The sequence below is a fragment of the Mahella australiensis 50-1 BON genome (assembly GCF_000213255.1).
GTDB classification, from domain to species: domain Bacteria; phylum Bacillota; class Clostridia; order Mahellales; family Mahellaceae; genus Mahella; species Mahella australiensis.
The window spans coordinates 911,596-925,610 of record NC_015520.1 but is presented as its reverse complement, the minus strand read 5'-3'; the positions used below and the strand labels follow the sequence as shown (position 1 = coordinate 925,610).

At 43.3% G+C, this 14,015-nt stretch carries 16 protein-coding genes; all 16 read right to left on the bottom strand.

What is annotated here, in order from left to right:
- Position 1 precedes the first annotated feature (1 nt).
- A complete protein-coding gene (locus MAHAU_RS04395; RefSeq protein ID WP_013780518.1) occupies positions 2–1,048 on the bottom strand; it encodes an FAD-dependent oxidoreductase in 1,047 nt (348 codons plus the stop codon).
- A 24-nt stretch (positions 1,049–1,072) separates the two neighbouring features.
- Positions 1,073–2,746, bottom strand: a complete 1,674-nt coding sequence (locus MAHAU_RS04390) for a formate--tetrahydrofolate ligase (RefSeq protein ID WP_013780517.1) — start codon at positions 2,744–2,746, stop codon at positions 1,073–1,075.
- Between the two features lie 220 nt (positions 2,747–2,966).
- The gene (locus tag MAHAU_RS04385; RefSeq protein ID WP_013780516.1) at positions 2,967–3,512 is read right to left on the bottom strand and encodes a D-lyxose/D-mannose family sugar isomerase; all 546 of its coding nucleotides are present in this window, start codon (positions 3,510–3,512) and stop codon (positions 2,967–2,969) included.
- A 13-nt stretch (positions 3,513–3,525) separates the two neighbouring features.
- Positions 3,526–3,975, bottom strand: coding sequence for an aminodeoxychorismate lyase (locus MAHAU_RS04380; protein ID WP_013780515.1), 450 nt, complete (start codon positions 3,973–3,975; stop codon positions 3,526–3,528).
- Positions 3,972–4,313 (bottom strand): DUF6115 domain-containing protein, encoded by a 342-nt coding sequence (locus MAHAU_RS04375; RefSeq protein ID WP_013780514.1) that lies wholly within the window; start codon positions 4,311–4,313, stop codon positions 3,972–3,974. Before MAHAU_RS04375 ends, MAHAU_RS04380 begins: the two co-directional genes overlap by 4 nt.
- 11 nt (positions 4,314–4,324) lie before the next feature.
- Complete coding sequence (locus MAHAU_RS04370; RefSeq protein WP_013780513.1) at positions 4,325–4,642, bottom strand: hypothetical protein; 318 nt, start codon at positions 4,640–4,642, stop codon at positions 4,325–4,327.
- An 8-nt stretch (positions 4,643–4,650) separates the two neighbouring features.
- The gene (locus MAHAU_RS04365; protein ID WP_013780512.1) at positions 4,651–6,450 is read right to left on the bottom strand and encodes a FapA family protein; all 1,800 of its coding nucleotides are present in this window, start codon (positions 6,448–6,450) and stop codon (positions 4,651–4,653) included.
- Positions 6,451–6,478: 28 nt separating this feature from the next.
- Complete coding sequence (locus MAHAU_RS04360) at positions 6,479–7,222, bottom strand: sigma-70 family RNA polymerase sigma factor (RefSeq protein ID WP_013780511.1); 744 nt, start codon at positions 7,220–7,222, stop codon at positions 6,479–6,481.
- Between the two features lie 22 nt (positions 7,223–7,244).
- Positions 7,245–7,739 (bottom strand): chemotaxis protein CheD, encoded by a 495-nt coding sequence (locus MAHAU_RS04355; protein WP_013780510.1) that lies wholly within the window; start codon positions 7,737–7,739, stop codon positions 7,245–7,247.
- 3 nt (positions 7,740–7,742) lie between these two features.
- Positions 7,743–8,360, bottom strand: coding sequence for a chemotaxis protein CheC (locus MAHAU_RS04350; RefSeq protein WP_013780509.1), 618 nt, complete (start codon positions 8,358–8,360; stop codon positions 7,743–7,745).
- 19 nt (positions 8,361–8,379) lie between these two features.
- Complete coding sequence (locus tag MAHAU_RS04345) at positions 8,380–8,808, bottom strand: chemotaxis protein CheW (protein WP_013780508.1); 429 nt, start codon at positions 8,806–8,808, stop codon at positions 8,380–8,382.
- A 17-nt stretch (positions 8,809–8,825) separates the two neighbouring features.
- Positions 8,826–10,802 carry a chemotaxis protein CheA gene (locus tag MAHAU_RS04340; protein WP_013780507.1) on the bottom strand — a complete coding sequence of 659 codons (1,977 nt, stop codon included), beginning with the start codon at positions 10,800–10,802 and terminating at the stop codon, positions 8,826–8,828.
- Positions 10,803–10,804: 2 nt separating this feature from the next.
- Complete coding sequence (locus MAHAU_RS04335; RefSeq protein WP_013780506.1) at positions 10,805–11,380, bottom strand: CheB methylesterase domain-containing protein; 576 nt, start codon at positions 11,378–11,380, stop codon at positions 10,805–10,807.
- Entirely contained in the window at positions 11,377–12,057 is a 681-nt protein-coding gene (locus MAHAU_RS04330) for a flagellar brake protein (protein WP_041643848.1), read from the bottom strand. The genes MAHAU_RS04335 and MAHAU_RS04330 overlap by 4 nt, the downstream gene beginning before the upstream one ends.
- Positions 12,058–12,066: 9 nt before the next feature.
- On the bottom strand, positions 12,067–12,951 hold the full coding sequence (locus MAHAU_RS04325; RefSeq protein ID WP_013780504.1) for a MinD/ParA family protein: 885 nt from the start codon (positions 12,949–12,951) through the stop codon (positions 12,067–12,069).
- 1 nt (position 12,952) lies between these two features.
- The gene (locus MAHAU_RS04320) at positions 12,953–14,014 is read right to left on the bottom strand and encodes a flagellar biosynthesis protein FlhF (RefSeq protein ID WP_013780503.1); all 1,062 of its coding nucleotides are present in this window, start codon (positions 14,012–14,014) and stop codon (positions 12,953–12,955) included.
- Between the last annotated feature and the right edge of the window lies 1 nt (position 14,015).

The window sequence follows — 14,015 nt, the reverse complement described above, 5'->3', positions numbered from 1 at the left end:
ATCACATCACTCCCGACGCAACAGCGGCTATCCGATAATCCGTTATGATCTCCATAGCTACTCTCCTGGCATCGGCCATGCTATCGGCTATATTCATAGGCCCTTTGGCGGCACCGGCAAGATATATGCCGGTTTCGGACCAACGGCCTATGCCCTTGAGAAAGCCGTTGGCATCGTATCCCAAACCGAATACATCGGCTATATAATCGATATCATCGGCCGGCCTTATGCCCTGCGATAATATGACCATATCGAATTTCTCCCTCACCACCGACGCTTTGGCCAGATCCTCGTGTATAACCTCCAGCCCGCCGTCGTCGGCCTGTTCCACCATAACCGGCCGGGACAATACGAATCTGAAACCATTCTTCACCAATTTGTCGTAATAATCTGAAAACACACCGCCTACCTCTTGTATATCCATATAAAAATAGGTAATCTTTATATCCGGATAATAATAATGAATGGTTTGCCCCATGCGCAATGCATAAGCACAGCATACCTTTGAGCAATACGGCGCTTTGTCCTGCACATCTCTCGAACCGACGCATTGTAAAAATGCCAGCTTTTTTATCGATGGGTTTATAAATGGCAATGTTTCCGGCGTGCGCTGCTTCAATAGCTGTTCCATGTCCAACCCACCCAATACGTTCTTGTAAAGCCCGTAGCCAAAAAATCCTTTGTTTTTAAGGTCATAAGGCTGAAATCCTATAGCCACTATTATATACGCCACGTTTATCTCGCGCTCCAGTCCGTCATCCAGCCTTATCATCACCCTATAATCGCCCTTGTCACCTTGACATGACAACACGTCGGCTCCGGTCATAATGTCGATATAGCGATTATCGTTAACGCTTTGCCAAATATCCTGTGTAAGGCACATATTGCACTTAAGGCAGGTATCGGTGGCCTTGCAACCGTAATTTATTGCTTTGCCTCCGATATTTTTGCTCTTATCTACGATATAGACGGGAATATGAGACTGGGCCAGCATATCGGCCGCCGTACAACCGGCTATGCCGCCGCCCACTATCAATACACCTCTCACGCATACACCCCCTAATGAATTCGCTTAAAACAAACCTGTAATGGTACCGTCCTCGGCTATATCGACTTTCTCGGCCGCGGGCACCGCCGGCAAACCGGGCATGGTCATGATATCGCCGGCCAATGCCACTATAAATCCAGCCCCCGCCGATGCTTTAACCTCGCGAACATTGAGTTTCCAGCCGCGCGGCGCACCTTTAAGCGATGGATCATCCGAAAAAGACATCTGCGTCTTGGCTATGCATACCGGCAGCTTTCCATAGCCCAATTGGGTTAACGTCTTTAGCGATTTGGCCGCGCTGTTGCTGAATACCACATCATCAGCCCTATATACCTCTTTGGCTACAACCCTTATCTTATCCTCCAAAGGAAGATCAAGGTCATATATGGGTTTGAAATTGTTCTCGTCGTGTTCCAATGCGTCTATGACCTGCTGCGCCAGCTCTATGCCGCCTTCTCCGCCCTTGGCCACCACTTCGGAAAGAGCGACGCGTATGCCGATATCATTGCAATGCTGTCTTAAAAATTCTATCTCGGCTTCGGTGTCGCTCGGGAAACGGTTTATAGCCACCACAAGCGGCAATCCATACTTGTTGTGCACGTTATCTATATGCTGGTCTAGGTTTGCACAACCTCTGGCCAGAGCATCTATATTCTCCTCGGATAGCTTATCCTTATCCACGCCTCCATGCGACTTCAATGCCCTTATCGACGCTACCAGAATCACTACGTCGGGATGCACGTCTATAACGCGGCTGACTATGTCGAAGAACTTCTCGGCTCCGAGATCGGCGGCGAATCCTCCCTCGGTCACAACATAATCGGCCAGTTTCAAAGCAGTCCTGGTGGCTATTATGCTGTTGTTGCCGTGGGCTATGTTAGCGAAGGGCCCACCATGAACAAAAGCCGGCTGACCTTCCAGTGTCTGAACCAAATTAGGCTTTATGGCATCTTTCAACAACACAGCCATAGCGCCTACAGCGTTTAGATCCCTTGCATATACCGGCTTATTATCGTACGTGTATGCCACCAGCATATCGCCCAAACGCTTTTTAAGATCTGTCATACCAGTGGTAAGACACAATATAGCCATGATCTCCGATGCTACTGTTATATCAAAGCCCGACTCCAACGGCATGCCGTTGGCTTTGCCACCCAATCCTACCACAATCTTTCTCAACTGGCGGTCGTTCATGTCCATAACGCGTTTCCATATGATGCGCGTCGGGTCTATGTTCAATTTATTGCCCTTTACTATGTGATTTTCCAGCATAGCGGCCAAAAGGTTGTGCGCGGTGGTCACCGCGTGTATATCCCCTGTAAAATGAAGGTTTATATCTTCCATGGGCAACACCTGCGAATATCCTCCGCCGGCGGCACCGCCTTTTACGCCAAAAGTAGGCCCTAATGACGGTTCTCTCAAACAGAGCATAACGTTTTTACCCAGCTTGCCCAACGCCTGCGTGGTGCCTACCGCCGTGCACGTTTTGCCTTCGCCGGCCGGCGTCGGCGTCACGGCCGTAACATATACCAGTTTGCCGTTCGGCTTATCCTTAAGCCGATTATATACATCTAAGCTTACCTTGGCCTTATATTTGCCATAAGGCTCCAGGTCATCCTCCGACAACCCCGCTTTCCCCGCTATTTCGCTTATGAGTTGCAATTTGGCCTGCTGCGCTATTTCGATATCCGATAACATTTCATCATCCTCCGATTTGTTAATATTTTGCCATGAATTTTATATACGTGAATACAGCTCTTAACGACTTTTATACTGGTTTAATGATAACACAATATAGATGATATTGCTCTATCTTATTTTGTAATGTATATGCCTATTTTGTTAGTTAAATAATTAACATAAACAATAACAAAAAAATAAAGCCTTGCTTATTAAAGCAAAGCCTTGATACCGATGCTTATTCTACTATTTGAGGTATACGGTTTATATCGGGGTCGGTGAATATATCGAACTCATCCATACTGGTAGTGGAAAATTCCGATATTACAGCGCCTTCTGGGCCGGCTTGAAACCAATGAAGCGTGTCAGGCAACAACGTGTACTGCTGACCGGGATTTAATTCCACCTCATGCCAAACAGTATAATAGGTCTCATGCCCTTCAGGCGGCTTGGCTTTCGGATGTGCCGTTGCTTCCCCAGGCACGTATAGATAAACCTTTCCCCAGCGGCAACGAAATGTTTCTTCTTTGCCCGGCTTGCCGTTTATGTCAGGATGGCGATGCTCAGGACATGTTTGATGCGGAAATAAAACCATTTCTTTGGCACATACTCTATCAGTATTTACATAAACCACCAGCTCTAGCCCGCTATGTTCTAAATCATCTAAACCAAAATCCGCTACTTCTATATTTGCTTTCTCTTCATCGGTTAATACAATATGGGCTTTTTCATAAAATTCCAGTGCCCTTTGTCTAGCCTCAGCTATTTGGCGACTTGTTAACATAATATTACCTCCACTATTTCTTAAATAATAAACGGATGATTTCATCCGTAGTACTGCCTTTCTTTATCTTAAAAATACCCGGCTGAAGTTTGGTTATCAAATCCGCTTTACGCACCTCATCTATAAAAGTATCGTCATCGGATATAACACCAGTATCTCTCAATATACCGGCCACATCGGATACAGTCATACCCTTGTTTACAGTCAATACCACAAAGCCTTCTTGCGAAGAAGATCCTGTTTCGGTTTCCGCATGCGTCTTTCCATCTGCGGTTATACTTTGCTTATAACTGCCCTCTGTGGGATCTATCATGCCGAGCGCTTTAGCTTTTTCCATTATCTGTTGGTCGGATAATGCATCATCAACAGCTTGACCGTCAAACCATACAATAGCCAATAGCGCCGTAATAAAAATACCTATGCCCATACCTAATACAAGGCTGCCCCAAAATATCCGTTTCATGACGAGGTATCATCTCTTTTCTGGCGGCGCATTTGCCCTACGCGCAGCATAATCTGCACCTCTCCTATACCTCTGCCTAACTGTCGCGCTATATCGCTGACAGTATATCCGCTATCAGCAAGTCTAACGATATCACTTGACAAATTGTCAATGTCATTTTCTGCAAGCATATCTTCCAGTTCCGCCAGTATATTATATTTCAACTCTTTTAATTCAGCTAGTTCGCGCTTGCTGTTCTCTATATCGATCGAATATTTTTCAATAACGGATATATCGCGCTTAAGCAGAGGTATGGAGCATATGATAAAAATCAACCCTATTAATAATACTATATACATGGTGAATACCTTTATATCATAATATCGATAACCGAACCGGACGGTCGTATTACATCTTCTTTTTCTTTATCGTTTCCTTCTTTATCTTCATTCCGATTTCTGTTTGGCTGATACTGGCTTTTGTTTTGGTCATCTTCCGATATATTGTTATCAGCATATGCCTGTTCTGGATAATTTACCTCCGCCATCCGATGCTCCAATTGTATTTTAGCCTCTTCGGCCATATATTGTTGCATATTTATATACCTATGCTGGTCATTGCTCTGTATCCTTGATACCTCGGCAGACTTATTGATAACATGAAGCATCTCTATAGGGCGAACATCCATAACTATCGTCAGCCTCCTCTCTTCTCATAAGCCACCATCACTACCTCTCCGCGTTCTCGTTTAAAAGTCGCGTAATGGAACTCTTTCATTATATTAAGCACAGACGAACCTATAGTTATCTTAACGCCTGGAAAAATAGTATCTTTTACATTTACTGTGCCATTTGACAGTTGCTCCAGCTGCTCTTCTATTTCAACTAACTGTGTTTTATATTCAGCTATCTCCTGCACTAATTTAATTTTATTTTGTATACGGACAATTTTTAAGCGCTGCCTCTCTGCCGGTAATCCGCCACGAGCCTCCATTTTAGTAAGTGCCTGTATGTCTTTATCGTAATTTTTTAACTGACGGTCCAGCTCTTCCAATTTAACACTGATTTGATTATACCGCTCCCTCAATCCCGGGTCAATACCAACTTCCAACTCTGTGGCCGTAGCCATGAAAGATCCTATGTTCCTCGCATTTATCGCCATGGCCGCTTTTATATTGCCACCCACTATCAAGCCGCGCCGACCATCGGCTGTAACCGAATTCCCTGCTTTTATATAGCTATGCATTATAGCATCGGCAACCACATCATGCCCTGCTTCGAGATGAGCATTTTCCACAAAGCGCGCTATTATATCGGCATCTGCTTTCAGCACCGCTTTATTCATACCCTGCACGCCGCTCCTCAATACTATGCTGCCATCGGATATTATAGTCGCGCCCTCTACTACACCCATTACTTCAACATCCCCTGCAGCTTTAATTGTAAACCCCGTGCGGACATTGCCTTTTATTTTTACATTACCAACAAATTCGATATCACCGGTAGAATTATCCACATCAGCCGACACCTCGTACGCCGGCAGCACACTTATTTTGCCATCTTTCATCACTACCTGTCCGTCTATGGATGCTATTAATGTATTGCCATCATCTGATAACTCTGTATTTTTACCACCCGAAAGATTAACGGGCTTGCCATCCTTTGCCGGTATTTCTTTATCCAACACAGTCCGCCCCGGTATCCCCAATGTAGGCGGTATCCGTTTTGCCAACACATCTCCTTTTCTGACATTTTTGATTAAGTCTAAGTGTTTATAATCCACAGTTCCATCTTCTAATATCCTAGGCTTTGCATCGGCATTTAATTGTACAGTGTATTCTATATATCCATTTTGTCCATTTATTGGCTCAACGCCTTTGGCTATCAAGATATTCTGATTGAAAAGACCTTGTTGCAAAGCTGACCCTATCGCATCCCAATTTATACCATATTTTACTCCAGCTTTATCGATTGCTTTCCCTGCCACATCTATGTCACATGGCTTGCCTCCATCCTCTGGTAAGATACACATGTATGCCTCCATAGCATCTCGAGAAACTGAAATATCAACCTCGGCATCTACAGGATGTTCGTCTTGTGGCGGCGCTATTTTTACAGGGATACCATCAGCCGTATAAATAGCTGAAAATACCGCTTTATTATCTATTTGCTCAACGTTCTTTCGCTTGATCTTATCTACTATAATCCTCTCATCTACAGGTTTGCCCTCCCCCATAGGCGGATTTACTGTGAGGTAGACGCCATCTTTTTTATATTCAAGCGTAAAGCTTCCGTCTATAGACTCAGCCCTCTTATCGGTGTCTCGAATTCTAACCTTGATTTTACATGGACGGATTGTTGTATTAAGGATTTTTTTAGGCTGATCCAAAATCTCGATCTCCACTTCTTCGGCGCTTTTATCCAACATTTTAAGCGCTTGGCTGACAGCTTCTTCATACGTATCAGCCTCCACTGTTATATAATCCTGCTGCATCATAGTTATCCCTCATCCTAAATTATTGAATTTATCCAGCAATAAACTGCATTTTGCGCAATCTACTTCTCAACTGAAGCAAAGCTTTAGTGTGAAGCTGGGACACCCTTGATTCCGATATTCCTAATACTTTGCCGATTTCTTTTAATGTCAGGCCATCGTAATAATACAACTGCAGCAACTGTTTCTCCCTATCCGACAGCTTGGAAACAGCTTCACTCAGTACCTGCTTAAGCTCTATCCTATCGTAAACACTTTCCGAGCTTTCGGTGTCACCTATGTTCCATTCATCTACAAATATTTCATCCAGGGATATGCAATTGAATCTATTGATATCAGCATAGAGGGCATCGAGTTGTTCGATCGATATTCCTAAATAACGGCATACATCCTCATCCGAAACCGGTTTATCAGAAGTTGCCTCTAATTGCTTATAAACCGCGTCTAAATGCTTTACCTTATCGCGCACGCTCCTTGGAATTACGTCCTTTTTACGCAAATTGTCTATTATAGCACCCCTTATCCTATGAGAAGCGTACGTTTCAAATTTAACGTCGCGCGAAGGATCATATCGCTCTATAGCATCCAGAAGGCCGAAAACCCCGTACCCTATAAGGTCATCCAAATCATCACCCGTATTATATACCATCAGCCTGGAAGCAATATATTTTATCATTGGCGCATAATGCTCAGCTAATTTATTTCGATACTCTATACTCGATGTTTTTTTATATTCCTGCCATAATTTATCTATAGGTATATTTTTTTCATCCATTTTCATAGCCCTTGCTTCAATATCATATTATCTTGGTTCCATGCCCTATAGTCTTTACCATCAATCCGCCATCCTCAGTATATAATTCTATAGTGCGGCCAAAATTTCCACCTGTATCTTCGGCTATTATAGGTATTTTAAGTTCTTCTAAAACCTTCTTAACTGCCGCTACATTGCGTACACCTATATTCAGTATATCATTGTTGCCAGAACCGTTTTTAAGAGCAAACATCTGAGCCCCTCCAGCCAATTTACATACTATGTTTTTCTTATCCGCTTTATTTTCCAGCATCATCGTCAATAAACTTACGATGGCTGTATCCGCGAATTTGGCTTTATTAGAATTATTCTTTATATCCTTACTGGATGGCAACATGATATGCGCCAATCCTCCTATCTTATTTATCTTATCGTATAGCGCAATTCCAACGCATGAACCCAATCCTATGGTGGTCAATACATCCGGGTACAATGCTATATTCAGATCAGCCATACCAACCTTTATTAATTGGGGCATAATTTATTGTATAACCCCCAATGCTTTTAATATGGTATCGTAAGAATCGACATCGGGCACGAGGAAAAAATACACGCGCACATTATCAGAGCCTTCGATAAATTCCGTTTCTATAAATAACACCTTATCGCTCGTCATCCCGAACTCTACAGCAGGTACGCTCAATATCGCGCCAGCCATATCTATAGCTAAACATGGGATAGATGGCCTGACATCGAGTTTTGCCAGCGTAGACAAAGCTCCAAGGTACGAGCTGGTCAATATATTGCCTAATTCTTGCACAGCCGAGAGGTCTATATCATTCAACGGACGGTTAGTATCGATAGGCCTGCCCATCATCATATCTATCAATATATGGGCCGATGCTTCATCCATTACCAACAATACACTTCCTTCCACATCGCCCTCAAAATTCAGATAAACGCCCATTACAGGCTGTTCTGCACCGCCGAGCACATCGGGGACATTCTTAAAATCCATTATTCTGACTTCCGGCACATGCATATTTACCTTTTTGGAAAGCATTTTGGCAAGCGCTGTGGCCGCATTGCCGGCGCCTATATTGCCTATTTCCCTTAATACATCTATTTCAAACGAATTAAGCCCATCGATATCGACCATATATCAATATTCCCTCCTTTCAATCCTCAGATATATTGAGCAACCTAGATATATCTGGTATCAATATCATATCAGCGCCATCATATATGACACGATCAAAATATTGGTTTCTGTCAGCAGAGGAAATTTCATCGAACGGCTGAATTTTATCTGTATCAAAATACGTTACATTGGATACGGCATCAACCTTCAACCCCACGACATAATCCTTATACTGTATTATTATGATCCGGCTGGTCTCTGTATCTTCAATTTCATCCATACCAAGTCGCCTATGCATGTCTATAACCGGTATGATATCACCGCGCAGATTCATAACGCCTATAACAAAATCTTCAGCATATGGCATTCTGGTTATAGGCAATATGCGTTCTATAGATGAAACCATAGTGACATCTAATCCATAATTTTCTGGGCCAATGCTGAATATCACAAACTGCTCTGCCATTTCTATCACTCCCATTCTTAAAGCAAATGATTTATATCTAGGATAAAGGCTATTTGCCCATTGCCCAGTATAGTAGCACCCGATATGCTCTTTATGTGCGAAAGGTATTTGCCCAATGGCTTTATGACTATATCTTCCTGGTCTATTAAAGTATCTACTGCAAATCCTGCAATTTTATCACCTTTTCTGACTATCACCGTGGTGATAGTGCCATGGACATCCTGTTCATCATCCAGTACATTTAACACTTGTTTCAGGCGCACAAATGGTATAAGGGATGATCGGAAGTCTATGACCTCCTGCTGGCGCCTTATGCTTTTTATATCAGCAGCATTTACATCTATTATTTCAATTATAGAATTAAGAGGTATGGCATATATCTCAGATCCCACCATAACCAGCAATGCTTGAATAATAGATAAGGTTAGCGGCATCCTTATGATAAAGCGCGTGCCCTTTCGGAGTTCGCTTCTCACATCGACCGTTCCACCCAAAGATTCGATCTTAGTCTTGACCACATCAAGCCCCACACCTCTGCCGGATATATCGGTTATCACATCGGATGTGCTAAAACCTGGCTGAAATAAGAATGAGATTATGTCTTCATCGCTCATTTCTTTCACCTGATCTTCATCAATCAATCCTTTTTCTATGGCCTTTTTAGCCACTTTGGCTACGTCTATACCCGCTCCGTCATCTTTGACCTCAACCACCACATTATCACCGTCATTATATGCGCGCAGTTCTACCGTACCGTTCTCAGGCTTGCCCTGTTTTACGCGTTCTTCTGGCAGTTCTATGCCGTGATCCACCGCATTGCGTATAAGATGTATGAGCGGATCGCCTAACTCTTCAACTATGCTTCTATCGATCTCGGTTTCGTTACCGCTCATCACTAACTCCACCTTTTTATCGGTAGTTCGGGATAAATCCCTTATAACCCTCGGAAATCTATTGAATACCAGATCTATAGGTACCATGCGAATCTTCATGACCAAGTCATGTAAATTCGATGTAAGGCGGCTCATGTATTCTATAGCCTCGTTTAATTCGGGGTTATCCTGCCCGATGCCTATACCTTCTATACGATTACGGGTTATTATAAGCTCGCTGGCCAAATTCATAAAATCATCAAGGCGCTCTATATCTACACGTATGCTTTTACTAACTTTCTGTTCCATTGGTACGCCGCCAGATGGCGATTTATATTGATCCTGTTGATTTTGCTGAGCAGGCTCAGTCCTCTGCGTTTTATCGTCGATTTCATTTAATTCTTGTACGGTTACGCTCTCTATTTCCGATACGGAATTTATCCTCTCATAGATATATTGTTCGGGCTCTTTTGTAAGTATGGTAAGCGTAAAGTCCCTATCAAATCTCTCATTTTCTATATCTTGAGCAGATGGTGCAGATTCTATTATCTCGGCAAATTCCTCCAATGTTTTAAATATTATATATGCCCTCGCTGACTTCAACAGGCAATCAGGGCGCAATACGATATGTACTTTATATGCTGTATATCCTTTTTCATTGGCTACGCGCACGACATTATTTACATATTGATTTATCGACGACGGGGTAGATTTCTCAACTGCAGATATGTTTTGCCTATTAACAGGTAAATAAGCATAGAGCCTATCGATAATCTGACTAAAATCATTATCGCCATCGGTTCCTGACGACGCTATGCTTTCAAGCTGCGATTGCAGTATATCTAGGCATTGAAATAAAAGGTCAAGCATATCCGGCGTAGCTGTAATTTCCCCCTTTCTCAGCGCATCCAACACATTCTCCACATCGTGTGCTAATCGCTGCATTTTATTAAACTGCATGCTGCCCGCCATACCCTTTATAGTATGGATAGCCCTGAATATCTCGTTTACGGCCTGAATATCGCTAGGATCCTGATCTAACTTTAAAAGCTCCTGGTTCATGGCCTCTAGATGTTCATTCGTTTCTTCTATAAACATCTGCAAATACTGCTCATTCTCCATCTCTATACCCCCAATATCTTAATTATTTCTGTCGCTATGTCATCCAACGATAGGACCTTATCTACCGCTTCTTCTTTTATAGCGGCTGCCGGCATGCCAAATACCACACACGATGCCTCATCTTGCGCCAACGTTACACCGCCATTTTGCTTAATAGCCTTTAATCCCATTGCTCCATCGCTGCCCATACCGGTTAATATTATCCCTATCTTCTTTATTGGCAAAGGCGCAATAGATCTCATCAATGCGTCTACCGACGGTTTATAATACGATTTTATCTCATCTTCAAATATACGCAATGCAAGCTGACCATTCGCTCTCGGAATCACTGTCATATGCATGCTCCCCGGCGCTATATAAGCAGTACCATTCTCTAATATATCCCCCTCTCTGGCTTCGCGTACATGGATATCGCATAGCATGTCCAAACGTTGAGCTAAAGATGCTGTGAACCCCTTAGGCATGTGCTGCGCTATTACTATAGGCGCTTTTAGCTGCGGCGGCAGCACTGTCAGTATTCGCTCCAAAGCCCTTGGTCCGCCGGTCGATGAACCTATTGCTATTATAGTCTCTATCATTTCAACCCCTTTTGAAGAAATTTAAGCTGCTGTTTGAATATGAAGCTTATCAGCTTATCCCGTACCTGGTTTGAAATATCTTGGAATTCCACGCCTATTTCATTCGTGTCAGAATCATTATTTGCGCCTGCTATACGTACAACAATGCCCTTTACTTCTAATTTAACATCATCGTCCAATAATATATGGCATTGCAATAAATCCCTCTCTTTTATCGGGATCCTTTTCGACACTGTTATTCGCATACCGCCGCCGCTTATATCTAATGTATAAGCTTTATGCAATGCGAATTGGTTTTTGTCACCGCTTTCGGTCATCTTTCTAAATTGTACCGGAAGCACAATCCCCAGCCTGTAGTAATTTCTGCGCTGTATCCTCTCCCGTGCTCCCATAGCCTCTATAGTATAAATATACACATCTTTATCCATTTTGAGACGCTGAGTTATCTTAGCACAGATACGATAACACCCATCTGATCTGTAATATATAACCCCTAAAGGTTGGCCTACGGATAACAGCACTATCTTACCTTTTTTTATAGGCCCGGCTATTACTATATGGTTCTGATCCAGCACGTTGTACACCTGGCTTATATAGGTGGTTTTTACCCCATTATCGTCTTCTACTTCCAGTTCTATGCGTTCTCCCACATTTAGATCATAATCATTATAAACCATCAACTTTGGCTAGGCCCCCTTCAACAATCTGCTTAGAAACCCTCTGATCCCATTATAACCTCTTTCGATACCATAGGCTCTATTTGTCCCCAGTAAGGCATCAGCTATAGCGCGTATCTGCTCCGCCGCCTTGCATTGGGGATACTCCAATATGAACGGCTGCTGCTTTTTTACGGCTTTAAGTACGGCATTATCATGATTAACGAATCCAAGTGAGTTCATCCTGACCCCTAAAAAACGTTCTACCGTAGTCAGAAATCTATCTTCTGTATCTTTGGCCTCGCGCATATCGGCCACCCTATTAAATATAACATGCATCTTCGATTGCTCCACTAATCCAACCGATGATTTTACCAAGGCGTAGGCATCGGTCAAAGAGGCCGGTTCAGGTGTCACGACCAATATCACCTCATCGGATGCCTGCATAAATCTTAAAACAGATGGCGTTATGCCTGCCCCTGTGTCCACCAGAATTATATCGGCCATCTTATCCAAAGGTGCCATCTTATCTATTATGCCGTCCAATTGCCGCTCATCCATATTCAATAACTCTATCGCTCCAGAACCCCCGGATACAAACCTTACGCCAAGCGGACCAACGCTCAATATATCCTCCAACTGCCTGTCACTTTTTAATAAATCCACAAAGCTGTATTTTGATACCGTTCCCAGCATGACGTCGACATTGGATAAACCGAAATCCGCATCCAGTATGATAATCCTAAAGCCGCGCTTAGCTAAACATATCGCGAGGTTAATGGTTATATTGGTTTTACCGACGCCGCCTTTACCGCTGGTTATGGTAATAATTCTATTATTTGGCCGCTCATCACGCTGCAGCCTCAAATCGCTGATTATGGTCCTCAAACGTTCAGCCTGATCGCCTATAGCCATACTAATCCCTCGCTATCTTGGCTGCCACTGCATCCACATCGACGACCTTTATATCGTCGGGCACCACTTGGCCATCGGTTATATATGACAGCGGCCGGCGCGAGATATGCCGCATGTTCAATATCGTACCCCAGCAATCCGTTTCATCGAGCTTTGTAAACAACAGCCTTATATCCTCGATATCGCCAAACCGTTGCCACAAACGCTGGCAAGCTGCGTAGTTAAACGATGCGCTGACCAACAAAAAAACATCAGTAGGTTCACTCGCTTTTATTAAATCTTTTATGTCATTTATGCCATCTATGTCATTAGGGCTTCGGCCAGGGGTATCTATCATTATGATATCGGCATCGCTATAACGACCGATCTCTTGCTTTAACTCGTTAGACGAGTAAACCACCGACAATGGCAATTGCATTATATCGCTGTATGTGCGCAATTGCTCTACTGCCGCTATGCGATATGTATCGGCCGTAATGAGCGCTACTTTTTTGCCCAATTGTATACCGTAATACGCAGCTAATTTAGCCAGCGTGGTGGTCTTCCCCACGCCGGTAGGGCCTAAGAAAATTATAACACTTTGTCTCCCATTGTCCAAGCTTATTGGCACAGGTTGGCCCAAATATTCCTTTATCACGTCTTCTACGCACTGCTGCATATCTCCGCCTTTATATATAGCCATCGCTTTATCCATTATTTCGGATGCTATATCAGGATTGACATCATGCGCAGATAATATGTCGATATACTTTGAATATATTGGATTAATTTCGGCAGCACTCTGGTTCTGTTTGATATCTGCAAGCCGCTCTATAGCAGAATGCAAGCCGCTTAACTGCAACTCCATCGCTTGAAGTCTGCGACTGTCTACATCATTTTGCTTATCATTCGCAGTGCGGTCATGCGCTGCCACTACCTCTATCAAAGGTTTGGAAAACCAACCCTTTAGTCCTTTCTTGCGCGTTTTCCCGGTATGAAGTATTATAGCGTCAGAGCCCATTTCCGTCCTTATCTGATCCATTATATCCCTCATATCATCGCCCACATAATGTTTTACATCCATC

What these genes read in the sequence shown, in the direction of transcription:
- MAHAU_RS04390 (WP_013780517.1), bottom strand. Translation starts at nt 2,746, where the DNA reads ATGTTATCGGATATCGAAATAGCGCAGCAGGCCAAATTGCAACTCATA.
- MAHAU_RS04385 (WP_013780516.1), bottom strand. Translation starts at nt 3,512, where the DNA reads ATGTTAACAAGTCGCCAAATAGCTGAGGCTAGACAAAGGGCACTGGAA.
- MAHAU_RS04380 (WP_013780515.1), bottom strand. Translation starts at nt 3,975, where the DNA reads ATGAAACGGATATTTTGGGGCAGCCTTGTATTAGGTATGGGCATAGGT.
- MAHAU_RS04375 (WP_013780514.1), bottom strand. Translation starts at nt 4,313, where the DNA reads ATGTATATAGTATTATTAATAGGGTTGATTTTTATCATATGCTCCATA.
- MAHAU_RS04370 (WP_013780513.1), bottom strand. Translation starts at nt 4,642, where the DNA reads ATGGATGTTCGCCCTATAGAGATGCTTCATGTTATCAATAAGTCTGCC.
- MAHAU_RS04365 (WP_013780512.1), bottom strand. Translation starts at nt 6,450, where the DNA reads ATGATGCAGCAGGATTATATAACAGTGGAGGCTGATACGTATGAAGAA.
- MAHAU_RS04360 (WP_013780511.1), bottom strand. Translation starts at nt 7,222, where the DNA reads ATGGATGAAAAAAATATACCTATAGATAAATTATGGCAGGAATATAAA.
- MAHAU_RS04355 (WP_013780510.1), bottom strand. Translation starts at nt 7,739, where the DNA reads ATGCCCCAATTAATAAAGGTTGGTATGGCTGATCTGAATATAGCATTG.
- MAHAU_RS04350 (WP_013780509.1), bottom strand. Translation starts at nt 8,360, where the DNA reads ATGGTCGATATCGATGGGCTTAATTCGTTTGAAATAGATGTATTAAGG.
- MAHAU_RS04345 (WP_013780508.1), bottom strand. Translation starts at nt 8,808, where the DNA reads ATGGCAGAGCAGTTTGTGATATTCAGCATTGGCCCAGAAAATTATGGA.
- MAHAU_RS04340 (WP_013780507.1), bottom strand. Translation starts at nt 10,802, where the DNA reads ATGGAGAATGAGCAGTATTTGCAGATGTTTATAGAAGAAACGAATGAA.
- MAHAU_RS04335 (WP_013780506.1), bottom strand. Translation starts at nt 11,380, where the DNA reads ATGATAGAGACTATAATAGCAATAGGTTCATCGACCGGCGGACCAAGG.
- MAHAU_RS04330 (WP_041643848.1), bottom strand. Translation starts at nt 12,057, where the DNA reads ATGGTTTATAATGATTATGATCTAAATGTGGGAGAACGCATAGAACTG.
- MAHAU_RS04325 (WP_013780504.1), bottom strand. Translation starts at nt 12,951, where the DNA reads ATGGCTATAGGCGATCAGGCTGAACGTTTGAGGACCATAATCAGCGAT.
- MAHAU_RS04320 (WP_013780503.1), bottom strand. Translation starts at nt 14,014, where the DNA reads ATGGATGTAAAACATTATGTGGGCGATGATATGAGGGATATAATGGAT.